Source organism: Paraburkholderia sp. PGU19, from assembly GCF_013426915.1.
Classification (GTDB): Bacteria; Pseudomonadota; Gammaproteobacteria; order Burkholderiales; family Burkholderiaceae; genus Paraburkholderia.
The window spans coordinates 2,923,320-2,946,681 of sequence record NZ_AP023179.1; the positions used below are offsets into that span (position 1 = coordinate 2,923,320).

The 23,362-nt window shown below is 56.9% G+C and carries 22 protein-coding genes and 3 pseudogenes; 6 read left to right on the forward strand and 19 right to left on the reverse strand.

Going from position 1 to position 23,362, the window contains the following annotated elements; translation table 11 throughout:
- The 3 genes from H1204_RS13325 to H1204_RS13335 all read left to right on the forward strand — a co-directional run bounded on the left by H1204_RS13325 (position 1) and on the right by H1204_RS13335 (position 2,852).
- Complete coding sequence (locus H1204_RS13325) at positions 1-282, forward strand: Y4bD/Y4pK family protein (protein ID WP_180728675.1); 282 nt, start codon at positions 1-3, stop codon at positions 280-282.
- Positions 283-334: 52 nt separating this feature from the next.
- Positions 335-667 carry a DUF6788 family protein gene (locus H1204_RS13330; RefSeq protein ID WP_180728676.1) on the forward strand — a complete coding sequence of 111 codons (333 nt, stop codon included), beginning with the start codon at positions 335-337 and terminating at the stop codon, positions 665-667.
- A gap of 133 nt (positions 668-800) precedes the next feature.
- Positions 801-2,852 carry a recombinase family protein gene (locus H1204_RS13335; protein WP_180728677.1) on the forward strand — a complete coding sequence of 684 codons (2,052 nt, stop codon included), beginning with the start codon at positions 801-803 and terminating at the stop codon, positions 2,850-2,852.
- Positions 2,853-2,887: 35 nt separating this feature from the next.
- On the opposite strand, the pseudogene H1204_RS13340 reads toward H1204_RS13335, so the two are convergent.
- The 16 genes and pseudogenes from H1204_RS13340 to H1204_RS13415 all read right to left on the reverse strand — a co-directional run.
- Positions 2,888-3,265 (reverse strand): annotated as a pseudogene (locus tag H1204_RS13340) (group II intron reverse transcriptase/maturase); the annotation flags it as partial.
- A gap of 507 nt (positions 3,266-3,772) precedes the next feature.
- Positions 3,773-5,413 carry a chaperonin GroEL gene (groL, locus tag H1204_RS13345; protein WP_180728678.1) on the reverse strand — a complete coding sequence of 547 codons (1,641 nt, stop codon included), beginning with the start codon at positions 5,411-5,413 and terminating at the stop codon, positions 3,773-3,775.
- 43 nt (positions 5,414-5,456) lie between these two features.
- Complete coding sequence (locus H1204_RS13350) at positions 5,457-5,747, reverse strand: co-chaperone GroES (protein WP_007589096.1); 291 nt, start codon at positions 5,745-5,747, stop codon at positions 5,457-5,459.
- Between the two features lie 986 nt (positions 5,748-6,733).
- Positions 6,734-7,927 carry a hypothetical protein gene (locus H1204_RS13355; RefSeq protein ID WP_180728679.1) on the reverse strand — a complete coding sequence of 398 codons (1,194 nt, stop codon included), beginning with the start codon at positions 7,925-7,927 and terminating at the stop codon, positions 6,734-6,736.
- A 325-nt stretch (positions 7,928-8,252) separates the two neighbouring features.
- The gene (locus tag H1204_RS13360; RefSeq protein ID WP_180728680.1) at positions 8,253-8,783 is read right to left on the reverse strand and encodes a hypothetical protein; all 531 of its coding nucleotides are present in this window, start codon (positions 8,781-8,783) and stop codon (positions 8,253-8,255) included.
- Positions 8,784-9,030: 247 nt separating this feature from the next.
- Positions 9,031-10,218 (reverse strand): dTDP-4-amino-4,6-dideoxygalactose transaminase, encoded by a 1,188-nt coding sequence (gene rffA, locus H1204_RS13365; protein WP_180730959.1) that lies wholly within the window; start codon positions 10,216-10,218, stop codon positions 9,031-9,033.
- Between the two features lie 79 nt (positions 10,219-10,297).
- Positions 10,298-11,179, reverse strand: coding sequence for a methyltransferase domain-containing protein (locus tag H1204_RS13370; RefSeq protein WP_180728681.1), 882 nt, complete (start codon positions 11,177-11,179; stop codon positions 10,298-10,300).
- Positions 11,176-11,544: an SMR family transporter gene (locus H1204_RS13375; RefSeq protein ID WP_180728682.1), complete on the reverse strand. Its 369-nt coding sequence runs from the start codon at positions 11,542-11,544 to the stop codon at positions 11,176-11,178. The genes H1204_RS13370 and H1204_RS13375 overlap by 4 nt, the downstream gene beginning before the upstream one ends.
- 54 nt (positions 11,545-11,598) lie before the next feature.
- A complete protein-coding gene (locus H1204_RS13380) occupies positions 11,599-13,155 on the reverse strand; it encodes a hypothetical protein (RefSeq protein WP_180728683.1) in 1,557 nt (518 codons plus the stop codon).
- Positions 13,142-13,741 (reverse strand): hypothetical protein, encoded by a 600-nt coding sequence (locus tag H1204_RS13385; RefSeq protein ID WP_180728684.1) that lies wholly within the window; start codon positions 13,739-13,741, stop codon positions 13,142-13,144. Before H1204_RS13385 ends, H1204_RS13380 begins: the two co-directional genes overlap by 14 nt.
- Entirely contained in the window at positions 13,738-14,694 is a 957-nt protein-coding gene (locus H1204_RS13390) for a glycosyltransferase family 2 protein (RefSeq protein ID WP_180728685.1), read from the reverse strand. The genes H1204_RS13385 and H1204_RS13390 overlap by 4 nt, the downstream gene beginning before the upstream one ends.
- A 14-nt stretch (positions 14,695-14,708) precedes the next feature.
- Positions 14,709-15,545: a phytanoyl-CoA dioxygenase family protein gene (locus H1204_RS13395; protein ID WP_180728686.1), complete on the reverse strand. Its 837-nt coding sequence runs from the start codon at positions 15,543-15,545 to the stop codon at positions 14,709-14,711.
- Positions 15,546-15,552: 7 nt separating this feature from the next.
- Positions 15,553-16,404 (reverse strand): hypothetical protein, encoded by an 852-nt coding sequence (locus H1204_RS13400; RefSeq protein WP_243468500.1) that lies wholly within the window; start codon positions 16,402-16,404, stop codon positions 15,553-15,555.
- Positions 16,405-16,469: 65 nt separating this feature from the next.
- Entirely contained in the window at positions 16,470-17,144 is a 675-nt protein-coding gene (locus tag H1204_RS13405; protein WP_180728688.1) for an acetyltransferase, read from the reverse strand.
- Positions 17,145-17,146: 2 nt separating this feature from the next.
- Positions 17,147-17,764, reverse strand: a complete 618-nt coding sequence (locus H1204_RS13410; protein ID WP_180728689.1) for a class I SAM-dependent methyltransferase — start codon at positions 17,762-17,764, stop codon at positions 17,147-17,149.
- A gap of 17 nt (positions 17,765-17,781) precedes the next feature.
- Complete coding sequence (locus H1204_RS13415; protein ID WP_180728690.1) at positions 17,782-18,516, reverse strand: WbqC family protein; 735 nt, start codon at positions 18,514-18,516, stop codon at positions 17,782-17,784.
- Positions 18,517-19,171: 655 nt separating this feature from the next.
- On the opposite strand from H1204_RS13415, the gene H1204_RS13420 reads away from it, so the two are divergent.
- Positions 19,172-19,384 (forward strand): hypothetical protein, encoded by a 213-nt coding sequence (locus tag H1204_RS13420; protein WP_180728691.1) that lies wholly within the window; start codon positions 19,172-19,174, stop codon positions 19,382-19,384.
- Between the two features lie 106 nt (positions 19,385-19,490).
- Here the strand turns inward: H1204_RS13420 and H1204_RS13425 are convergent, their stop codons facing one another.
- Positions 19,491-20,345, reverse strand: coding sequence for a hypothetical protein (locus H1204_RS13425; protein ID WP_243468501.1), 855 nt, complete (start codon positions 20,343-20,345; stop codon positions 19,491-19,493).
- A gap of 33 nt (positions 20,346-20,378) precedes the next feature.
- On the opposite strand from H1204_RS13425, the gene H1204_RS51335 reads away from it, so the two are divergent.
- Positions 20,379-20,522, forward strand: a complete 144-nt coding sequence (locus H1204_RS51335; protein ID WP_243468502.1) for a hypothetical protein — start codon at positions 20,379-20,381, stop codon at positions 20,520-20,522.
- Positions 20,523-21,159: 637 nt separating this feature from the next.
- On the opposite strand, the pseudogene H1204_RS13430 reads toward H1204_RS51335, so the two are convergent.
- Positions 21,160-21,456, reverse strand: a pseudogene (locus tag H1204_RS13430) (MFS transporter); the annotation flags it as partial.
- Here H1204_RS13430 and H1204_RS13435 point away from each other — a divergent pair.
- Positions 21,446-22,360, forward strand: a pseudogene (locus tag H1204_RS13435) (DegT/DnrJ/EryC1/StrS family aminotransferase); the annotation flags it as partial. The pseudogenes H1204_RS13430 and H1204_RS13435 sit on opposite strands and share 11 nt — an antisense overlap.
- A 161-nt stretch (positions 22,361-22,521) precedes the next feature.
- Here the strand turns inward: H1204_RS13435 and H1204_RS13440 are convergent.
- Complete coding sequence (locus H1204_RS13440) at positions 22,522-22,761, reverse strand: hypothetical protein (RefSeq protein WP_180728692.1); 240 nt, start codon at positions 22,759-22,761, stop codon at positions 22,522-22,524.
- Between the last annotated feature and the right edge of the window lie 601 nt (positions 22,762-23,362).

A 23,362-nucleotide genomic window follows, 5' to 3' on the forward strand; every position in this document is an offset into this window, starting at 1 on the left:
TTGGGTTGGGCGGAGATCTGTCATCCATTTCATCCGCTTAAGGGCCAACGCTTTCCGGTGCTGAAGAGGCGACGCGTCTCGGGTATCGAAACGCTGATCGTGGGTCACGCAAAGCGCGGTAGTTTCAGCATTCCCCGCGAATGGACCGATTGGGGCTCGCCGGTTGCCGATCCGCAGGCCCCGGCATGCTACTTCGATCCCGGCATGCTGCTGGATCTGGTTGCCCTGATCGAGCAGATCACCGCGTCAACTTCTACGAACTCGCCGATCAAGGGAGCTTGATCAATGAACATTCGTGACCTACTATCAGACCAGTTAATTATGTGGTCTGACAATGGAAGATATTCCGTCGTCCACCCTCCGCAAACGACGCGCCGAATTACTGCGGCAAATGCCGGCTCTGGACTCGCTGCTCAGGGGCTCTCTCATCGAACGCTACAAGCGCTGTGGCAAACCCGGCTGCAAGTGCGCGGATGGCCCAGGTCATGGCCCCAAGTACTACCTCTCCGTGAGCTTCCCAGGTCGTCGTCCGCAAATGGATTACGTGCCACAGGCCGATCACGCCGACGTCGTCGAGCGCCTGGCGAGTTTTCACCGGGTGCGCGAGATCATCGAAGAGATCTGCGAGATCAACCGCGAACTGTTACGTCGCCGCGAGGCACTCTAAGGAGACCCGGTGAGCCAGCCTCTGCCGCTCACCATCTCCATCGATCCGCATCTTGCCGGCGTGCTCATCGCCAACATGCTCGAGGCCTGGCTTGTCGCCGGGTTCGACCCGGCGCCGATCGAGGAGACCGCCGATGAACCCCAAGATCACGCAACAGCATCACAGCAAACCGGCGTACATCTATATCCGCCAGTCGACGCTGGCTCAGGTACGCCACCATCACGAGAGTACCGAGCGCCAGTATGCGTTGAAGGACAAGGCGCTGGCACTGGGCTGGCCAAAGACCGCGATCCGCACGCTGGACCGGGACCTCGGTCAGTCGGGCGCACAGATGGCGGGGCGCGAGGACTTCAAGACGCTCGTAGCGGATGTCTCGATGGGACAGGTGGGCGCGGTGTTTGCCTTGGAGGTGTCACGCCTGGCACGCTCGAATCTGGACTGGCACCGGCTGCTGGAGTTGTGCGCGCTCACTCATACGTTGGTTATCGACGCCGACGGCTGTTACGACCCTGGCGACTTCAACGACGGGCTGTTGCTGGGCCTCAAGGGAACGATGGCACAGGCGGAGCTACATTTCTTGCGCGGGCGCCTCCAGGGAGGCAAGCTCAACAAGGCGCAGAAGGGAGAATTGCGGTTTCCTCTCCCTGTCGGCCTGTGTTACGACGATCAAGGGCGCATCGTCCTTGATCCCGACGACGAGGTGCGCGGCGCCGTTCAGCTGGCGTTTCGTCTGTTTCGTGAAACCGGTAGCGCGTACGGCGTCGTCAAGCGCTTTGCCGAAGATGGTCTGCGGTTTCCCAGGCGCGCGTACGGCGGAGCCTGGGCAGGCCAGATCATCTGGGGGCAACTCAGTCATGAACGCGTGCGAGGGCTGATCAAGAACCCGTCTTACGCGGGCGTCTATGTCTTTGGACGCTACCAGTATCGCAAGCACATTACGCCCCAAGGGGATGTGCGCACGCACATGAAGGCGGTACCAAAGGCACAATGGCGCGTTCATCTGCCGGAACATCACGAGGGATACATTACCCCGGATGAATTCGAGCAGAATCAGGAGCGCCTGGCACGCAATCGCACTAACGGTGAAGGAAACTTGCTGAACGGTGCAGCTCGTGAAGGACTCGCGTTGCTTCAGGGCCTGCTGGTGTGCGGCTGCTGCGGCCGGGCAGTCACGGTACGCTACCAGGGGAACGGCGGCATTTATCCGGTCTATGTGTGCAACTGGCGGCGCCGTGAAGGTCTGGCAACCCGGGACTGCATGAGCGTGCGCAGCAACCTGCTCGACGCCGCGATCAGCGACGCGGTGATCAATGCGCTACGCCCGGCCGAGCTCGAACTCGCCCTGACGGCGCTGAAGGAACTTGAGCAACGTGATCAGGCCATCATGCGTCAGTGGCACATGCGCATCGAGCGAGCCGAATACGAGGCCGCGCTTGCCGAACGACGCTATCAGGAATGCGATCCTGCCAACCGTCTGGTTGCGGGCACCCTCGAGCGGCGCTGGAACGACGCGTTGCTTCGCGTCGAGTCGATCAGGACGGAAGCCACTCAATTCCAGAGCCAGAAAGCACGCGTTGTCACGGCGGAGCGGAGGGCCCAGATCCTTGCGCTGGCCTGTGATCTGCCGCGCCTGTGGGGCGCACCAACGACCGCTTCGAAGGAGCGCAAGCGGATGCTGCGACTGCTCATCCGCGACATCACCGTAGAGAAATTGTCCGGGCAACGGCAGTTCGTCTTGCATGTGCGTTGGCAAGGCGGCGTCTGCACCGACATCACCGTCAATCTGCCCAAGCCACGTCCCGAAGCGATACGCTATCCGGCGGAGACCGTCGAGCAGGTCCGCCAGGCAGCGCGAAGTATGTCCGATCCGCAAATCGTCGCACGCTTCAATCAGGCGGGGCTCCGCAGTCCTTACGGCAAACCCTTTACGCTCGCGATGATCAAATGGATCCGCTTCAGGTATGGGATTGCGCCGGCCTGCCTGACGCGTCCTGACGAATTCACCGTGCAGCAACTCGCCAGTCGATTGCAGGTGAGCACGTACGTCGTCTATTACTGGATCGACCGCCGTGTCGTCGAAGCACGCAAGATCGACGGCCGGGGAGCGTGGTGGATCACCCTGGACGCCGCGAAAGAGCATCAGCTTCAGAACTGGATCCGCAATTCAGGACATCTGCAACCCTAGCAGTCCAACATTCAACTGTGAGAGGTGCATCATGAGATCGCCGTCGGAATACCGAGCTTGCGCACGCCCCCTCCATCCGGCTTGGGTATCTCGACCCGTCTCACAGGTTGTGGTTGGTAGGTTCCCTCGAGCAGTGAGGCCCCTATCGTCGGCCAATGCTCCCGCAGGTACGCCGGTAATGCCTGAACCGTCATGCCGTCCACGCCCGGTGCACCCTTGTTCGCTTTCACACGCTTCAACGCCTGCTTCAGGTTCTCCCTTTCGCAGACTTCTTCCATCAGTCGGTCACAAGCCGACGGGCTTTCAGGCTCGGGGTTCGCCGCCACAGGTTCAGCCCCTCGATCTGCGGCCCTCGGGGCTTCACCCCTGCCTCCGCTGCCGAGGACGCGATGCGTTTTCTGCTGCGCTCCCATGTCGAGTTCTCCGGCTTACTCGCCGCTCCTTTCCGTTCAGGCCTTCAGGCATAACCACCGCCCTACTATGCCTTCTGCTGACTCCTGCGCGGTGGTCAACGGCCCTTGCGGGCCGCTCAGTCCTGATTCCAGGACGCCGCGCAGGCCTCCCGAGGTAAGCCCAACCGCCTTCACCACACACCTGCCAGATCTACCACCCCAGCCCTTGATGGTCGTGGACTTCGCGATCAATGGCTCGCTCGTCCGACTGGGTAGGCCTCGTATCTGGTTTCTGTTCGTCAGGTCGTGGCTTTGCTACACGCTTCCTTCAGACCCCGCCTCACGACGACGCCCTTGCGTTTCACTAGCCCTTCACCACCATCAGGTTGGGCAGGGGACTCTCACCCCCAAGCTGTTGGGCATGCTCGGCACACCATAAAAAAACCCGCATCTCTGCGGGTTTTTCTTTTTGGCACGAGAAGCGCACCTCGCGGCGCGCCTCCCACATGCATTCCAGTTACCTGGAAATTACATGTCCATGCCCATGCCGCCCATACCGCCGGGCATGCCGCCACCCATCGGTGCGTCTTCCTTCGGCAGTTCGCAGACAGCTGCGTCCGTCGTCAGCAGCAGGCCAGCAACGGAAGCTGCGTTTTGCAGTGCCGTACGCGTCACCTTGGTCGGATCGACAACACCGGCTTCCACCAGGTCACCGTACTCGCCCGTTGCTGCGTTGTAGCCGTAGTTGCCCGTACCGGCTGCAACTGCTGCCACCACGACGCTGGCTTCTTCGCCGCCGTTCGTGACGATCTGGCGCAGCGGCTCTTCCATTGCGCGCAGAACGATCTTGATACCTGCGTCCTGGTCAGGGTTGTCACCCTTCACGCTACCGATTGCGCTGCGTGCGCGGATCAGCGCGACGCCGCCGCCAGCCACGATGCCTTCTTCCACAGCTGCGCGCGTTGCGTGCAGTGCATCTTCGACACGTGCCTTCTTTTCCTTCATTTCGACTTCGGTCGCTGCGCCAACCTTGATCACTGCAACGCCGCCAGCCAGCTTGGCCACGCGTTCTTGCAGCTTTTCACGGTCGTAGTCCGACGTCGCTTCTTCGATTTGCGTGCGAACCTGCTTCACGCGCGCTTCGATGCTTGCTGCTTCGCCAGCGCCGTCGATGATCGTCGTGTTTTCCTTGCCCACTTCGATACGCTTCGCTTGACCGAGTTCGTTCAGCGTTGCCTTTTCGAGCGTCAGGCCGGTTTCTTCAGCGATGACCTGACCACCCGTCAGGATAGCGATGTCTTCCAGCATCGCCTTGCGACGGTCGCCGAAGCCCGGAGCCTTGACAGCCACCGTCTTCAGGATGCCGCGGATGTTGTTGACGACCAGCGTAGCCAGCGCTTCGCCTTCGACGTCTTCAGCGATGATCAGCAGCGGACGGCCAGCCTTCGCGACCTGCTCCAGAATCGGCAGCAGATCACGGATGTTCGACACCTTCTTGTCGTGCAGCAGCACGAACGGGTTGTCCAGAACGGCGACTTGCTTGTCCGGGTTGTTGATGAAGTACGGCGACAGGTAGCCGCGGTCGAATTGCATGCCTTCGACAACGTCCAGCTCGTCTTGCAGCGACTTGCCGTCTTCAACCGTGATGACGCCTTCCTTGCCGACCTTGTCCATCGCTTCAGCGATGCGATCGCCGATCGACGTGTCGCTGTTCGCCGAGATCGCGCCGACCTGTGCGATTTCCTTGTTGGTCGTGCAGGGCTTGCTGATCTTGCGCAGCTCTTCGATTGCTGCTGCGACGGCCTTGTCGATGCCGCGCTTCAGGTCCATCGGGTTCATGCCCGATGCGACGTACTTCATGCCTTCGCGAACGATCGACTGGGCCAGAACCGTTGCCGTCGTCGTACCGTCACCGGCGTTGTCGCTGGTCTTGGAAGCAACTTCCTTGACCATTTGCGCGCCCATGTTCTGGAGCTTGTCCTTCAGCTCGATTTCCTTCGCGACGGAAACACCGTCCTTCGTGACCGTCGGGCCGCCGAAGCTGCGTTCGAGAACAACGTTACGGCCCTTGGGACCCAGCGTGACCTTCACTGCGTTGGCGAGAATGTTCACGCCTTCAACCATCTTGGCACGGGCGGAATCGCCGAACACGACGTCTTTAGCTGCCATCTTCTAACTCCTTGAATTCTTGAGAATGAACCGGGACAAGTGATTACTTGTTGACAACGGCCATGATGTCTTCTTCGCGCATCACGAGCAGTTCGTTGCCGTCGACCTTGACGGTCTGGCCTGCGTACTTGCCGAACAGGACGCGATCGCCGACCTTGACGTCGAGCGCGATCAGGGCGCCCTTGTCGTCACGCTTGCCCGGGCCGACTGCCAGGATTTCGCCTTGATCCGGCTTTTCTGCTGCGGCTTCGGGGATCACGATTCCCGACGCGGTCTTGGTTTCCTGATCCAGACGCTTGACGATCACGCGATCATGCAAAGGACGAAGGTTCATGGATAGATCCTCTCTTGATTGGGACTGAAGAACGCTGAGGTATGCCGGCTGGCGCCGCCAACCAGCGGAGTTGTTAGCACTCTCGTGCGGTGAGTGCTAATTATATGGACGGGGAGTTACAAATTCAAGAAGGAAGAGGTACGTGTCGAGATTCGCCTAACTTTGAACTTTGTTCACTTAAGTTTGGATTCGCAACCCGCATCCGAGTCCCGGATGCCGAGTTTTTTCGTATAAAAATCAATTACTTAGAATAAAACGTTCTGGTGTCGTGCGTAGAGCACGACACCGAGTCATCTTGGCGGCATCACTCGTAAATCTTAGTGATCAACGTCACTTCAGGGTAAACCCCCCGGAACAGATCACAGTCCTCGGTCACGCCCCCGGAATGCGACAAGATCGCGCCATCCTTTCGCTCTCCGCAACCAGCCTTTCTGACTGTAAGCTCTATATCGGAAACCTTTTCCCCTCAGACAAATTCATCTCAAGGCACTACCAAGCTGCTCGGGTTCACCCACAGTGGCGCTGATGCTCCCCGCGTCCGATTGGGTGCGGCACTGACCTGCACCCACTCGGCAGAAAGTTCAGCGTTAAATGGACCGAACTCCCAATAGTTCAAGGTAAAGTGAACCGCGTGTGCAACGTTAAATGACTATATCTGCTGCAAGGCCTTATACCGAAGACGTGCGCAGTTCAACGTTGGATGAACTTCGACAGTACGGGCGTAATCGGGGACCCAATGCTTCGTGCCGGATACTTCGTTCGCTGAACCTTTGGTCCGGGCAACGCCAGCCCAACATCCATTTTATCGTTTAATAACAGTGCGTTATAAGCGGGACCCGGAAACTACGGAATTCGACTGGGTGTTGGCTTTCGTGATGCTCACTTTACGCTGGCCCCGTACCGTTGAGCACACCCAGGGAAAACTTGGATCAAACGTTCCTCATCGGCACAGACCAAGACTACGTCGCGCCAACCCCGAGATGATGCTATTTCGGCGTCGACTTGCATACACCAGGAGTACTCGAGGCACCGGCATCGTAGACGGAGAATTCGCCGCTTTGAAAGGCGACCTGCGCGTTCCCAGCGTCCCAGCGGCGCTGTGACCTATCGCTCCGGATATACCAGCGAATGCCGCTTCGACGCATGGTTTCGCATGCAGAGGTCCAGTCCACGCTCTGAACAATTTGATCGATCTGCCGAAGGCGCATGTTCGCCAACGTAGCGGATGCCCCGCCCTTGCGCGCCAGCAAATCTGTGCGACTCAGGTACGCGGGCACGTCGGAAAGACTAACGAGTTCGACGAGCGGACCTGCCAATGGATCTTTGACGGGATCGCCCGCCATCGCCAAGGTGTCTCCCGGCTTTGAGTTATTGCGTATGAAACTGGCGACTTGAGCTAGTCCAGGTGTTATCTTCAGGTTATAGAAATGATTCGCCCAATCCATATACTCGACCGTTGGCTCACCTGGATTGATGTTTTTGCCGAGGACCATTGTCGCCGCGATCGCCCCCACGAAAGCGATCCAACCACCCCAACGCCTGCCTCCCGTATTAAGTTCGATGCTCCCGCCAATTTGGACGAGCCTTGCAATGACCCAGACTCCGATCAACACGTAGAGCAAGATGAAATGCCGTTGTTTGTACTCGGAAGCATCGCTTGCCGCGGGAATCGGAGCGATTAGCCAAAGCAGCGCGAAGCTGCCACACAATAAAAGTGGCAACAGGTCGATCGCTTCACCACGCCTCGATTGACACCACCAAGCCGCGACAATTGGATATGCGATCAGAAAACCGCCGAGCGCAGCAGCAAGCATCATGCTTATGCCAACCAGCAGAGCGAGCCCATAGGAGTGAGTTGCCAGCGATTCGAAAAACAGCCGAAGATGCTCGGGGCCGTTTCGTAACATAGCATCAATAGCGACAACGGGCTCAACGAGACTGATCCACAAAGCGCGGATTGCGGGCAAGGCAATCAGCACGGCAACCGCTAGCGCCGTAAGCGAAACCACACTCCATAACACGCGCCGACGCGACTGGCCTTGCGTCTTGGCCAAGATTGCCACGCCGACCATTGCGGGACAAAGCAGCAAGAAGAAGTGAACCCGTATCAGAAAGAGCAGCGCAAGCAGAAGAAACGCAGCGAATAACGGCAACGAGTCGTTCTTGCGCAAGCTGTACATGAGACACGCGCATCCCACTAATGAGACGCCGAGCGCGTACCCGGAACCGGGGCGGTAACAAGCAGCCAATGGAATCCATAGAATCCGTTGTACATCCCGTAATGCGATGCGTCCGGCAAAATCGCGATGGCGAGGACCGCAACCAGAGCGGCACCTTCGCCAGCCAGTTCGGCCGCAAATGCATACGTTCCAAGTGCAGCAATCAGCAACCCGAATGGGAGCAAAACAGCGGTCGCCAAACCCAGTCCGGGCAGCCCCGTCGACGGAAGCAATGCGGCCGGGAGCATGAACGGCCCATAATGGTAGAAAGGACGACGGGCGTCCGCTAAAAAAATGTCACCGCGGGTAAGCGCCAGAGGATCACCGAACGAAGCGATAACGGTGCCATGTAGATAGAGATCCAACCAGCCCGGCAATGCCGCCCCAAAGGCGCAGTGGGCAAGAACCCAGCGACGTCGCGGCTAAAGTAACCACACAACAGCGCAAAGCCGACTGTTGCACCGATATCGAGCCAGTTGCCCGATTGGGCTATTGGTCGCGGGGGCCAAACCAACCACACCAGCACCACTGCCGCGCTCCACACTATGAACGCGGTTTGCGCTGACAATGTACCGATAATTGTCAGTGCAAATATGGCGATCGAAGTCGCTGCCGTCCCGGTCACGAAAGCGGCAGGTAGCCAAGCAACCAACGAAGTCACGCGCATCCGCGACAATATCCATTCGCCGCAAGCCGTCACGCACAACGCGCCAACAAACGGCACGCTCAAGACCCTCAAATTTATCAGCGCACCGGCATGTACAGCGAGAGCGTCGATGAACCCCCCAATGACGGCGGCAAACAGGACATGCTTCACGGCAGTAATCGGATTTGTATGATGACCTGAGGACGAAGACTGCTGTTTGCTACCGAAGGCACCGACAAGCAAAGCTAGTCCTCCAAAAGCCAGCCAAAATGCGAGGCACATTTTTGATGGCGATTACCTCAACGACTTTGCATACTTTGTCGCAAAGGATGCGTAATCCGCACCAAATCTTATCCTATAGGGACCGGATCGATCACCACCTATTCGTTAGAAATGCTCGATCGCGTTAAAGGGCACACTAGGCATTGCCCGTCAGCGCCCTTTCCAGCGTTGATACTACGTACTGCTGCTCAGAGTCGCTTAAGCCAATCCACATGGGAAGTCGAATGAGCCGCGACGAAATATCGATCGTGACAGGCAAGTCCCCGTGTGCTCGGCCGAAGGATCGGCCAGCGGGCGAGGAGTGCAGCGGAACGTAGTGAAATACTGCGCCGACCCCCGCTTCTTTCAGTCGCTGCAGCACAGACTGCCGATCGATATCCGCCGCTACGAGAATTTGATACATGTGCGCGTTGTGCTCGCATTCCACCGGGATAACCGGACGACGTAGCAACCCTCGGCGTTCAAGTGGTGCAAGTAGTACGTTATAGGTATTCCACAGAGCGAGCCGCTCCGAGGTCAACCAGTCTGCTTCGAGCAATTGCGCCCAGAGAAAGCTTGCGGATAGCTCACTTGGAAGAAATGAACTGCCGCTCGATTGCCACGTGTACTTATCTACTTCCCCTCTATAAAAGCGGCTCCGGTCCGTGCCCTTCTCCCTGATGATCTCTGCTGACGTTGCAAACGCAGGATCATTGATGATCAGCGCACCTCCTTCTCCGCAAATCACATTCTTCGTCTCGTGGAAGCTATATGCCCCTAGTTGCCCAATGCTGCCAAGCGCACGGCCCTTGTATCTTGCCATCACGCCTTGTGCGGCATCTTCGACGACATAAAGACTATGCTTTTTGGCGATGGCCATCAGCGTATCCATTTCGCAACCGACACCGGCGTAATGGACCGGGACAATCGCCTTTGTTCGCTCCGTAATCGCGTCCTCGACGAGACCCTCATCCAGATTGAACGTATCTGTCCGAACGTCCACAAAGACCGGCACACCGCCGCGAAGAACGAATGCGTTGGCCGTCGAGACGAACGTGTACGACGGCATAATGATTTCATCGCCAGGAGCAATTTCAAGTAATAGCGCCGCCATTTCCAGAGCGGCGGTACATGAATGCGTGAGCAGGGTCTTTGCGGCATTAGTTCGCTCGCTCATCCATTGATGACATCTCTGTGTGAATACACCGTCCCCAGCCAGATGCCCAGCGCCGTGTGCTTGCGCCATGTAGTGCAACTCTCGTCCCGTCATGTAAGGGCGATTAAACGGGATACTAGCTTTCGGGGCGCCATCTCCGGACGCGTCATGGTCTGCATGCGATTGCATATCTACGTCGCTGGCCATCAAAGGAATTTCAGTACGTGGTGCATTCATTTTGGGTCACACCTTGGCTACGTTGATCATGCTATACACGAACAATAGAGCAGTCCATTACCGGGAGCACGGCGGCCGGAATCAGTCTTATCAGCGAAAGCAGCTTAGTTCGTTCAAGCACAGCGATAAACGCCAACAAGCCGGGACCCCGTCGACCTTGAAAATTTCTGTCGGAAGACGCACGCTTAAGGAAAATGTCGAAGATCGTGCGATCAAAGTATGGTGTCACCGAAAGCCTACTTCGACATATGTCCGTGACACTTCGCACACTAATCCAGTTAAGCGACGCCCAAGTGCCGACAGGATCTACTACGTTGGCAGAGTGCTCTATCCATCGCCAAAGCAATTTTCGCGTCAGAGATTTGCTTATGAGCGTCGGGATATTGAAATGCGGTTCGTAAGGAAACGCATAGTTTGGGCATACAAAGCGGTAGGTACCACCCGGCTTGAGCGCCTCGTGCACACGGTGTAGCACCGTTGAAACATCGCCGACGTGTTCCATTACGTTGATGGAAAATGCAAAATCGAAGTCCTCGCGAATGGAAAGGCCCTCTCCGGTACTGCGCAGCAATGTAGGCACGAAGCCTCCGCTGTTGGCGTAACGGAGTACAATCGATTGGAGCCGTGAAAAGTGAGAGAAGCCACTACCAATCGGCTCAAGTGCAGTTACGTCGAAACCTTCCTGTTGCAACCTGCAGCTGAGCAGGAGAGATCCGGCACCGACCTCAAGTATCTTCGCCCCGAAATTCAGTGTGCGCAAGTTTCTTTCAATTAATGCGCGCCCAAATTGCATCTCACCTGCGTATTCGTCGAACAACTTCAATAAATCGGGCGCCTCTTGCTTCACAAGATTGCGAAGATCGCTGATCATTTCAGCAATGTCAGCGATCTTCGATTGTGCAGCTGTGTTCATCCTCTCGTCCCCACAATCACGCCGCCTAAAATCATTGCAATTCCGATCAATTTTGAGGATGTAATTGGCTCATTGAACATCATCGCACTTGCCATCACCACAAGAAGAAAGGTCAATCCCTGGTACACAGGAAAAGCCAACGCGAGGGGAAGGCGCGAAACGGTGAACAACCACACAAATGAACCAAGCAACCCGGCCACGTAAGCCGAAATCACAAAAGGGTCTAAAAGATAGGCGATGTACTTAAGCACCCCAGAACGCTCAACATCGATCGTCGCGCTAAGGATGCCGACACGCCACTTCACAATGATCTGACTATACGCCACGAGTAACACCGTGGGAAAAACCGCTAGAAGGATACGCATTTAGAAGCTCAGACTAGTAAACGACATCGGCGCGCGTGCACAGTGCATGGTGCGTTATTTGCGTAGCCTATCGGAAAGCACCACTGACAACATTGGAAGAACGAACCAATATGAAACTTCCGAGAAAAAATTAGTCGACCCCTGAGGAACCGAAATCACAAGACTCGGAATCACGGATATCGTAAGAAGGACGCTCAGCACCTCCAAGTCGAGAAACTCAAGAGCCCTGAATCGCGCAGGCCAAGTTTTGCGTGTCGAAGTTCTAGGAAGCATCAAGCGAAGCAATACAAACAAAATGAATGGCCCAAAGAAGGCAACGAACGATACAACCCAGAGGCGTGGCTCAATGAGGTCGCGCAGAAACGCAAACGGTTTGATCATCTCCATTACACTCGGCCCAGAGTCTCCCGACGGGCTGCCGCGCGTAATCCAAAGACCATAGCCGAGCGGCATCGTGATCGTCAAGAATCCGAACAGGCGGTGTCGCCATGCGAGTTTGAGACGCAAAAGCAGATATGCAGCCGTGCCAGCCAGCACACTTGCGACACTGAATTTGACCATGCACAAACCCGCAAGATACACTCCGCCCAGGATCATCCACACGACACTCAATCGCATGTGCGAGCGGCGCCCGATGTACTCAAAGAAAAACACCCCTGGGAGGTAGGCCACGAGCACCCCTATTCCGAACGATTCGCTATGGAATACATTGTCGAATAGTCCAAGGTTGCGTCGGAATTCGACTGGAAATATGCCAATAAACACGATGGCCGACACCAGCCAGAACAACTCACTGCGTAGGCTTGGGCTGTCACGGTTAAAATATTCGCGATTCAAAAGGAACGTCTGAAACGACACCGCGAAGAAAAAAAACATCGCCAGAAACAGCGGACCTAGCAGCAGCGGAAAAACGACAGAATAGAACGTTAATGGCTGAATATCGAGGATCCCGGATAGCGCCTCGACAATCCGATGACTGCCAAAATAGTAGGGAAACGGAATTGCGCCATCGACGCCGATCGATCCAACGCTGTATAAGCGCAGCATATTGACGATCGCAGAGTGAAACAGGAGGTCAACGTGCACCTGCCCGAACATCGTTGCTTCATTGACCCACGGTGTCTTGTAGCCATCGACAAAGCTAAGGAGAAACGTCCAATACCCTATCACCGCGCCACTCAGTAACGGCGCAAGAGCTCGCCGCCAGTTAGCCTCTTGCGCCAGCAAACGCACCAGGCGAAGGCTAACCAGCAGAATGGCAGCCTTTGGGATGAGAGGATGCAATTCCAGGAGCAACATCGCAGGAGCGACTGCCGCCAACCCCACTACGGCCGAAAGTGAAAGCGGAGCCGCAATCCTGTTTCGCACCCGCTCGGCAAGCTCGAACATTACCGTGATTACAACCAGCACAGTCGCCAGTGTCACTTGTATGGCATGGAATACCGCTTGCGTAGCCTCCATCCGTGTTTGCACATCGGAGTAGCAGCCGAGAAGCACGACGCCAAAAGCAGCTGTCGCACATGAACACGCGATGTACCCATCGAAAAAACCGCTACCCGGTTTGCACGCGACGGCAGACAACGTCGGCGTCAGACGCTCAGTGGTTTGCACAATCTAACCTCGACGCAGTAAAACTCGTGTCGATGCGATTAATAACCACGACATTGCGCATGCCACGCAGGCGTGCCAACGCACAAGGCCGAGACAATATTGTTGCATCGATTGGCTCATGCGCCGACAAATATTGATACGCATATGAATCATACTTACAACCGTTCTGGCGAATGCGCAGCGCCGATACCAGCGGCATCCCCGTCAGCGCTGGGATGCTAAAAGGCTGAATTGCGCAGCGCTCGAGCACGGTATCGGACGGCTTGTCGATATAGGCACCATCGAAGAACGCAGCGTCAGCGACGAACACACCGCTGTCACCATGGTGCAGTGCCGGGTCTTTTCCGAGCGTTTTCAGCAATGAATAAAAATTGTACCGCAAGGCTGCGTCTGTATTTTCGTCATGTTCGCCACCCGCTGCCAGCGATGCAGCCAAATCTTCGGCCTGATGCGCTCGCTGCTGCAGAACCAAACGATAGGACAGCACATTGTTCAGCACAGCTCCCGTGGCACAAACAAGAGTCAATCCGATGAGACCTCTTCGGATCGTAAAACCGAACTGGGAAGTGCGCGCTTTACCGTTCACGAATGACTGACCTTTGAAGTTTTCGTTTCACATCCGCATTCGGAGTCGATTATGTAAATTGGGCGTCCCTTGGCCATTTCGAAAAGCCGAGCGACATACAGTCCGACTGTTCCGATACTCGCCAGGATCACACCTGTCGAAAGCAAGATTGCGACGACAAGGCTGGTCCATCCCGGCAGTGCCGCGGCAACCAAATGCCGATATATCAGGAAACCGCCCGTCACGAAGCTTGTGCAGGTGAGAAAAAGTCCTGTGTACATGATCCAGTTCAGCAGCACGGCGTTGTGAAAAAACACGCCCGAAAATGAGTGCTTTAACAAGCGAACAAGATTGTACGAACTAACTCCTGAATGGCGCTCCTCATGTACGTACTCGATCGAGCCGGAATTGAATCCCAACCACCTCAGAATGAAAACGTAGTGTCGATCGCGTTCGCTAAACCGCAGAAATTCATTTACCACCTTGCGCGAGAGGATACTGAACGTCCCATAACTTCCGTCGATCGCCACACCCGTTAACCGGCTCACAAGAGCAAAGTAAGCCTTTGCCGCGACGCGCCGGAATGCCGAATGAGAACGTATGACGCGCCGCGCAAGCACCATGTCGTAGCCCTTCCTGTACTCGGACAACAAATCCGGAATCCGCTCAGGCGGGTCTTGCAAATCGCAATCCATGACGATCACGCTGTTGCCACACGATGCCTGGAGGCCCGCTGTGATCGCCAGCTGCTGACCGAAATTGCGGCTTAAACGAACGCCTCGCACAGTGCCATAGCGCTGAGACAACGATTGTACGAGTGGCCATGAATTGTCCGGACTACGGTCATCCACAATGACGATCTCGTGCGACGACACGAGTTCACGCAACACCTTGTCGAGTCGCGCGCATAACTCCTCGAGGCAGCCGATGCAGCCATACGACGGAACCACCACACTGATTTCGATTCTTGCCATCGGTTGTCGATCCGCTAGTCACGCTGGGTCTTTTGCGCTTTCTTTCGATTCTGGCGCGATTTGCGCCACTGCAACGCGTCGACGGGTACCGCCGAGGTATATCCGAGCAAACGCCGCAAGTCCGCATCTTCATGGAAGACGTCGCCCAAAGCGCGAGGAAAGTCATACTGTTGCTTCAGGATCGGCACGGTGTACAGATGATTCACTCCTCGCCGGATATGCTGCGACCGGTTATATCCGGCACGATGAAAGACCATCGCGTCGAACATCACCACGGACCCAGGCGGCACAGTCACTGTCGTCGCGTGCGCATTGATATATGCCTCTGAGGGAATCAATTCGCGACGATGTGAATGAGGCAGAATCGCGGTGCTACCAGTCGTCTCAGTGAAAGGATCGATCGCAAACAGCGCGCCGATCGCCAAGGGGCGCGAAGCGACCCAGCTTTGGTACGGCAGATCGCGATGCCAGGCACTCTGCTGATGCCGTTCGTCGGGGCGATTAATGATCGCGTTCTGCAGGTTCAGGATAAACCAGTCGCCGAGAATGCGATTCACGATGGCAAGCACTTTCGCCTGTCGTGCGAGCGACAGGAACGCTTGATCGTAGAGCAAAGGAGCGCGGCAGAGATCCTGATCTCCAATGGCGAGCAGCACCTCTCGCCCTCCGCACTCGACTTCCTGACGTTCATATATTTCGTCGATGCGCTTGCGCCAGTCATCGAGCTCGCTCTCCGGCAACACGTCATTGACGACCGTATAGCCCAACGATGAGATCTCTTCGATGTGGTATTCAATCGCATCGTCGAGGGTTACAGGTCTCCGCCCGCCGTAAAATTGTTCGCGCTGCATTGTTGCGTCAGCCTTCAAGTTTTGCTAGGCCGAACCCGGAGTCTCCGTATCGGCCACCGTTATAGAGCATGTAACGTTCCCCCTTGTGGTCGAACACGCATGGATAACAGACCGCGTCGGCGTCCCATCCCGATTCGCCCGGCCCTATGCCTGCAAGTTCGTCGTGCCGGGCCCAAGTTACCCCATCGGGCGATTCGGCGTAGCCAATCCGGTATTCGGAGCCTCGATACGAGTACCACATCCTGTACGCGTCGGCGTCTTTGATCACGCTCGGCTTCGACATGGCGTATTCCGTCTCGTCCTTGAAGGCCAACGCAATCGCACCGTCACGGCGCCACACTCGGCCGTCGTCGGACTCGGCGTACTTGAACAGGTGATTCATTTCTTCCTGCCGGCCGGTTCCCCACGACAGGTTGGACCCGTACCACATGCGCCACTTTCCTTCGTCGATAATCACGCATGGATATGAAATGGTGAAAGGATCGACCTCATGCCTGTCCATTACAGGGGCACGGGATACCTTGACGAAGGGGGCATCGGGTCCGTCGCTTACCGCGAGGCCGATCGTGTTACGCCATGGCACGGTCACGCCAAGGTTCCAGCCGAGGTAGTACAGATGACGTCGCCCTTCATGATGCACGATGCACCCCATCGACGTGCCGCTGTCGTCGAATGAGCCGGTCTCGCCCGGTGCCACGACGGGTTTCCCGGACAGTGCCAGAATCTTTTTTGGCTCGTAGATATCAATATCAACGTAGCCGATATGTGCGCGGCGATCCGCATCGCGCGCGCTGAAGTAGATGCGAAAGACGTCTCCATGCCGCCATTCTGCTACTGGATTTGCCGCATGTGTCAGCATCCAGGGATACTCGCCTGACGCACAGAAAATCCGTCCGAGCTTAGTCCAACGCACCGCTCACTCCTTCAAATGTTGCGCAACCGGGAGCTGGGTGCGCGCGAGCGCTCAGCGGCCGCCGTGTGATAGACCCCCTCGCGTTCCGTGTCAGCGGCAATCAAAGAGCCCGCACCAATGACGCAGCGTTCGCCGATCGAAACGTGATCGCGAATCGTCGAGTTGACACCGATAAACGTGCCCGCACCAACCCTGACACCGCCCGAAACGACGACGTGAGAGCTGATAAAGCAGTTGTCTTCGATAGTGGAGTGGTGACCGATGTGATTGCCGCTCCACAGAGTCACGTTGTCACCAATTTTTGCGAACGGCTGGATCGTATTGTCTTCGAGGATAAAGCAGTTTCCGCCCGCCGCAAAACCAGGAAAAACTGTCGCCCGGCTGCTGACGTAGCTAGCCGTTCGATAACCAGCCGCTCGCACTTCCTGAACTTTCTGCGTGCGCAGCGCATTGACTTTCGCGTAGCTTAGCGCTACGAACAGCTCGACTTCGTCGGGTTTGTAGTGTTGATGCAGTTCATCGAAAGGAACGACGGGTAGCCCACAAAATTTGGTGTCGTTGATGAAATCCCGATCAACCGTGAATGCGACAGGCCGATAGTCCGAGTCGTGGGTAAAGTAAAACCACGCGAGCTCTGCGATTTGACCGGTGCCAAATATGACGAGCGGTCTGCGTTGCTGTGCCATAGTCATTTTCTGACGAGAATGGTGAATTCATAAAGATCGTAGTCGTGTAACAGGGCGACGTTACGCGAATAGCGACGTTTGCACAGATCGAACAGTTCACCGGGATTCGCGTAGTGAAGATCCGCGCGCTTCTTGTGTTCGTCCGAGTAGCTGGTAAGGCAATTGAACGCGAACCCGCGGGTGGAAAAGCGATCCATGTTTTCGAGCGTCGACTCGATGTAGGTGCACCAAGCGTCCGTCGACGTTCCAAGCCTGACATTGAAGATACCGCTTGCGACAACGTAGTCGGTCGGGTGCGGCGGCTCCGTTCCGACCACGAATCTCGCTCGAGCATCTTGCCCGCGCAATCTGGTCGCCGTCTCAACCATTGCTTCCGAAATATCGATCCCGATGTATTCGACCCCTTCGTATTGAGCCAGCAAGTACTCGAGGAGCGCGCCATAGCCGCACCCGACATCGGCAATGGAAAACGGGACCTCAGGCGGGAGCAGCTTGCAGAGTTGGGCGAAACGCAGCACCTGTCCGTCAAGTCCGTTCCAGTCGACACCGAGCGGTTGAGCACCGAAGCGCTCGATCTTCTCCGTGTAATAACTAGATACCTGAGCGAGTAACTTCTCCATAGATGACAAAGATCCAGTTAGCCGTTGTCGTGACCGCGCGAGGTGCGGAACTTCATATAGTCCGCTGCGCCCGGTCCGCAACTGAACAGAAGATCAAGTATGCTCACGCCGTGTTCAAACTTACCCCACAACTGCGGATATTCGGGGTAATTCGAGTAATCGAAGTAATGCAGATTCACGCCGGCCTGATCGAATAAATTCTTGTCGATATAGTCTCGTGCTGCTGGCCCGGAAACATAATCCGTCCCGCCAGCTTGGGTGCAGAGATTTACGAGACGCTCTGTCTTTCCATCGGCCAAGGAATAGTCCCACGACCACTTCAAGGCAGTTGAAATATCGAGAAGCGTGCATATTTTCTCGATGAATGTTCGATTCAAATCCGACAGATGCGTATACTCTTTTTCGAGATAAAGAGATTCGAAAACTTTTGAAAATTCATCAAAATAAGGGGCGCGTCGATAGTTTTGGCAGATACTCTTCCAATGCTTCTCCTGCCAAGCACTGCCATCAATCTCGGTCTCTCGAATTGATTGAAAATATTTTCCCTTGACCTTAACCGGCACAGACAGCCAAGTTAGTCCTTGTGGCGTCTTGATAAGATTTCGATTGCGCCAATCACGGCGCGTGTATTGCATATCATCATATAAAATGAATTCATCGGCGGAAGCAATAAGGTCGAAAAATCCTTTCCAAGGGATATAGCATGACTGAACAATGGCAATCACACGACTCGCCTGATTTACCTCTGGCATTACCATTTCCCTCACGTCTCCGCCGATCACATGCAATCCCCAAGGATGCCCAAAAATGCTTGTTTAAATTTACAAAAGCCATCGCCCCATGCCACTTCTCACAGCATGTACTGAGCAAAAAACGTGCAGTAAGATGCAGTAAGAATGTGATATTTGTGGAAGCCTAGCATATTTATGTATCAGCCGACCACCTTTCGCAGGTCGCTGTTCGCAGCAAGATCGGTATTCGGCAGGCTTGCGCTTTCGCGACTGCGATTCCTTCCTGTCGCAAACTAAGTGGGCTGTCGACAGGTATAAACCCTGATTTTTTCCAGTTTGATTGTTCCGTCGCACGGGGCAGCTGAACCCGCCGATCCGCTCGCCGCGCCGACGCAGCCAATTCATCAGCGGCAGGCTAATATCATGAAGACCCTACACATCGGCCAGCAACACGGTGTCTGAAAAGCGCTGCATCCGTCATCCCGATACTGTGCGATGACGCACAGGTACATCTGACCGGAGTCGATAAGATCGACCCGAAATCGTAGATATCCGAAATAAACGGAGCGGGAACGCAAGCGTCCGTTTTCGGCTGTCACACGAACGTCAGACATCGTCACGATACGGCTCGGAACCCCGTTTCCCGATGGAACCGGATGCAGCCATTAAAGGTTGAATGATGACCAACGCCATCCATGCCGTCCGTCAGTTTCAACCCTTCCTGGAGTATCTGCGGGAAGGAAAGCAAAGTCGTACGTCGAATCCGAATGTGGAGAAAGCCGATCTGATGACGATCGAGCCGTCCAGTCATGTCGTGATTTCGCGGGAAGGCCGGCAGAGGCTGGCGGCCGAGAAGCAGACAGAGCAGCAGTTCGATTGGGAAATATAGGTTTGACTGCGCCGCGTCTATCCGCCGCGACCCTCTCGCAATTGCCGGGCGGCGACGAGCGGAACGAACGTGGAACGCAGGCCACCTACACGCCCACGCGACACACTCACTTCGTGGTCAGCGACCCAACGGGCGAAAGGCTTCCCCCGTCCGAGCCGCGCATGGCGCTCGTCTGCGCATCGCCGCCATCGCGAGCCGGCGCCACCCAGGTGGCAGGCGCCGCGCTGTTCGCTGATGGACGGGCGCCACTGTCCGTTGGCGTGCCCGGCGGCAAGGGCGGCAGTCTCGTCGGCGCACTGTTGGCAACGACGGGCGGCGGTTTGCGCGGTGCCGGCGCAGCCTTCTCGCCTAGCGGCTTCCATCCTGTCGAAAGGATCGCCCGCTGAAGCAAAGCCTGAGCCTCTACGCTGCCGACATCGATCGCGAGCGCCTGGTTGGAGAGCTTGAATACACAACTCCATATCTTGTCATTCGCACAGCTGTTCGCCACGCCTATCGCAACGTCACGCCGGTTCTCCCGATCCTTGACCTCGGTTTGCATCCGCAATGCGTCAGGGTTGGTGGGCGCGAGCAACAACGCATCCGACACGGCTGCTTTCGCTTGCGTCAGATCGTTCCGCGCGAGACTTGCGCGTGCGTCGCCCAGCGCATCGGATAGCCCCCGATGCGACTGCGCGCCGCCCGGTGCGCGAGATACAACCGGCTGCGCGATCTTGTCGACGGTGGGCTGGCCCGTGGCAGCCATCGAAGACGAATCGTCCTTCGGCGACGGCATGTACTGAGGTATCGGGCGGCTCGAAGCGTCCGCGGCTGTCGACAGTTCATCGCCATCGCTGTTGCGCGTGTGGCCATGACCCAGCCAGAGATAGCCGGCCACGCCGAGCAGAAGCAGGCCGGCCAAAGGTGTCGCGCCCTTCGTGACGACCCAGCGACGGATTGCTTGTGGCAGAGACGGCGGCACGATGTCCGGCGAAAATTCCGGATCTCCTGCTCCTTGCCAGACAACGTTCGGCGCAGCACATTCGGTCGGCTCGTCGACGACCTGGGCTGGGTATCGGGTTTCGGTCTGGACAGCTCTCAACTGCGCTTGAGCCCGCTTTGGCCGATCGGCCTCAAGGGGCGGCTGACGCCGCAGTAGGGGCAGAAATTGACATACTGATACAGCACGCCGCCACAAGTGGTACAGGGCGTCGGAAACCTCAAGGCGGGCGTGGTCGTTTCGGCAGACATGCTTGAACCCCAACCAATTGTGCGCGATGCCATTTCGGCAGACTCACCGTCAATCTGACGATCGACAACAGAGTCAGCGGAACTCGCTATCCACCTTCGCGGAGAAGCGGACAACCCGGCCGCAGGGCCGGTAACTGCGCAACAGAGTGCTTTATCGCATGTCGCATCAAGCGACGGTGTTAGCTATCGCACATACGTTACGAACTTATAGAAGAGAACGATTCTCTCCTCCGACTTTTCATGAACGTATGAGGCGTACGGCTCTTTGCAGATGAAACAGCGACGTAGGGCAAATGAAAAATCGTCGAGGAAAAAAACATGGCGACCTTCCGGTCACAGAAGGTCGCCATGCTGCGAAGACATCGATCAGTCGACAACGGAACGATGCATCCGTGCCCGCGTCCCCGTGTAAGAACAGAAACTATGCCAACGCATGAAACCCCACTATCCACCCGAACGCCCGCACGAATCGGCTCGACAACCACATGGCTCTCCTTCGGCAGCGCCCACTCGAGCCACCGTGCGCGATGCAGCACCACGAGCCCGAACGCAAGCGCCGCCAGCACGCCGAACGTCGCAAAGCCCATCTGATAGCTGCCCGTGCCTTCCTTCGCGATGCCCATGATCACAGGCAGATAAAACCCGCCGATACCCCCCGCCGCCCCGACGATCCCCGACATCAGCCCGGTCTTGCCCTTCCAGCGCTGCGGCACCAGTTGGAAGGTCGCGCCGTTGCCCAGACCAAAGCACACATACATCGCAATCAACAACGCAATACCAACCGACACCGGCGGCATCCACGCTGCAAACAGGAAGTCGCACAGCGAAATCGCCGCAAGCAGGGGCGCGCTGCAGATTGCGCTGATGGCGCTCAGCATCGGCCCGAGCGACGAGGTGATCGTGCCGGACATGACGTGGGTGGCAACGGCGAACGCGGTGAAGTACGTCGGCGCGACGCCGGTTTTCGCCGATATCGAAGCCGACATGCCTCGACGCGGCCTCGTTCGAATCGCTCATCACGCCGCGCACCAAGGCGGTCATTCCCGTCCACCTCTACGGACACCCGGCGCGGATGACCGCCATCATGGAAGCCGCGCGCAAGCACGGCCTCAAAGTCGTCGAAGACGCGGCGCTCGCGATCGGCGCCGAGTGGAACGGCCAGCGCTGCGGATCGTTCGGCGATTTTGCGATCTTCAGCTTCCAGGGCGCGAAATTGTTCGTGACCGGCGAAGGCGGCATGCTCGTGACCAACGACGAAGCACTCTACAAGCGCGCGTACAAGATCTGGGATCAGGGCCGCAATCCGTCGAAGGTATTCTGGATCGACGAGGATGGCGTCAAATTCAAAATGTCGAACGTGCAGGCCGCGCTCGGGCTCGCGCAGATCGAACGCCGGCGAGCAGATCGAGATGAAGCGGCGCATCGCGCGCTGGTCCGCCGAGGGCCTCGCGGGCGTTCCGAACGTGTAGCTGAATCACAAGGCGGCGGGTGCGCGCAGCATCTTCTGGATGTCGAGTCTCGTGCTCGAGGACGGCGCGCCGATCGAACGCGAAGCGCTGCGAGCGAAACTCAAGGAATTGAACATCGACACGCGGCCTGTTTTCCCGGCGATTAGCCAATACCCGATCTGGACCACACGGCAAGCGCCGCATCGGCGAGCGCGCGCTGAATCTGCCGAGCGGCGTCTGCCTGTCGCGCGACGAAGTCGACTACGTGTGTAACGCGTTGCGCAATCTGCTCACCTGACGACGTATCTCGCCCGCCCTCTCTTCGGACGCCGTAGCCAAATTCCTCGCCGCCCACGATGTCAGTTCGGGCTAAGCCATGCTTATATTTTGCGCACCGGAAAGCCGCATCACATCGACTTATGTGCCCTCATATTAGACGGCTCGATAGATCTCAAGAGATCAAAACGGCGCGGGATCCTGCACAAACTGGACATTCCCCTTGACTTGCGGCACCAACGCAAATGCGATTAGCGGACCGTTAAACATACAGGCAAGTGTGCCGGTGGTTGGAACGAAGTAGTGGACCACCAGATCCTTGCCATCTGAAGTCGCGCCTGTGACCCTTGGCGCGAAACACCATTTGCCGATACCGTTGGACAGGCCGACGACGGTGTACTTCGTAAAGTCATATGTCGGCATAGCGGGCTCTACCGTAACGAGCCCGATCGGGTAGTGCTCGAAAGGGGCCGCTGCCCATGCGCTAGCCAGCTCGGATTGGCTTCGAAAGACATACGTTCCGGGGCGAAAGAGCGGAAAAACGTCATCGTGACGTCTTGGACTGCTACGCTCTGCGGAGCCGCCCCACCGTTATCGTCGCCGCCACCGCCGCAACCTACGAGAAGATCGGCCACCGCCGAGGGCGAAATATTTGACGCACTTGAGATTCATCGCCTGCCCCTTCAACGTAAGCTCACGCTAACGATAAGCCTACGGTCTCGCGCATGCCCATAGTTGACGCAAGTCAACTACGATCGCACTGGCATGAGAGGTTGAAGTGGCACCTACTGGAGAAATTGGGAGTCACAGATCCAAGAGTGATTTTGTTTCGGACGCGATCGTGGTCTTGGTCTTTCGCGGCGGCAGCGGGAACGGCCAAGCGCCGTTAAAACTCCGTTTCTCGTCGATCGCTTCTGAGCATGCGTTCATCGTGTCGAACACCTTCGCTCTTGGCGGGATGTGCCGCCGCGGCACTATGCCGAAGGAGGCCGGGACCGTCTCGAAGGCGTCGCCGCCGCGTCGG

What these genes read in the sequence shown, in the direction of transcription:
- H1204_RS13330 (WP_180728676.1), top strand. Translation starts at nt 335, where the DNA reads ATGGAAGATATTCCGTCGTCCACCCTCCGCAAACGACGCGCCGAATTA.
- H1204_RS13335 (WP_180728677.1), top strand. Translation starts at nt 801, where the DNA reads ATGAACCCCAAGATCACGCAACAGCATCACAGCAAACCGGCGTACATC.
- groL (WP_180728678.1), bottom strand. Translation starts at nt 5,413, where the DNA reads ATGGCAGCTAAAGACGTCGTGTTCGGCGATTCCGCCCGTGCCAAGATG.
- H1204_RS13350 (WP_007589096.1), bottom strand. Translation starts at nt 5,747, where the DNA reads ATGAACCTTCGTCCTTTGCATGATCGCGTGATCGTCAAGCGTCTGGAT.
- H1204_RS13355 (WP_180728679.1), bottom strand. Translation starts at nt 7,927, where the DNA reads ATGTACAGCTTGCGCAAGAACGACTCGTTGCCGTTATTCGCTGCGTTT.
- rffA (WP_180730959.1), bottom strand. Translation starts at nt 10,218, where the DNA reads ATGCAATCGCATGCAGACCATGACGCGTCCGGAGATGGCGCCCCGAAA.
- H1204_RS13370 (WP_180728681.1), bottom strand. Translation starts at nt 11,179, where the DNA reads ATGAACACAGCTGCACAATCGAAGATCGCTGACATTGCTGAAATGATC.
- H1204_RS13375 (WP_180728682.1), bottom strand. Translation starts at nt 11,544, where the DNA reads ATGCGTATCCTTCTAGCGGTTTTTCCCACGGTGTTACTCGTGGCGTAT.
- H1204_RS13390 (WP_180728685.1), bottom strand. Translation starts at nt 14,694, where the DNA reads ATGGCAAGAATCGAAATCAGTGTGGTGGTTCCGTCGTATGGCTGCATC.
- H1204_RS13395 (WP_180728686.1), bottom strand. Translation starts at nt 15,545, where the DNA reads ATGCAGCGCGAACAATTTTACGGCGGGCGGAGACCTGTAACCCTCGAC.
- H1204_RS13400 (WP_243468500.1), bottom strand. Translation starts at nt 16,404, where the DNA reads ATGCTGACACATGCGGCAAATCCAGTAGCAGAATGGCGGCATGGAGAC.
- H1204_RS13405 (WP_180728688.1), bottom strand. Translation starts at nt 17,144, where the DNA reads ATGGCACAGCAACGCAGACCGCTCGTCATATTTGGCACCGGTCAAATC.
- H1204_RS13410 (WP_180728689.1), bottom strand. Translation starts at nt 17,764, where the DNA reads ATGGAGAAGTTACTCGCTCAGGTATCTAGTTATTACACGGAGAAGATC.
- H1204_RS13415 (WP_180728690.1), bottom strand. Translation starts at nt 18,516, where the DNA reads ATGCCAGAGGTAAATCAGGCGAGTCGTGTGATTGCCATTGTTCAGTCA.
- H1204_RS13420 (WP_180728691.1), top strand. Translation starts at nt 19,172, where the DNA reads ATGATGACCAACGCCATCCATGCCGTCCGTCAGTTTCAACCCTTCCTG.
- H1204_RS13440 (WP_180728692.1), bottom strand. Translation starts at nt 22,761, where the DNA reads ATGCCGACATATGACTTTACGAAGTACACCGTCGTCGGCCTGTCCAAC.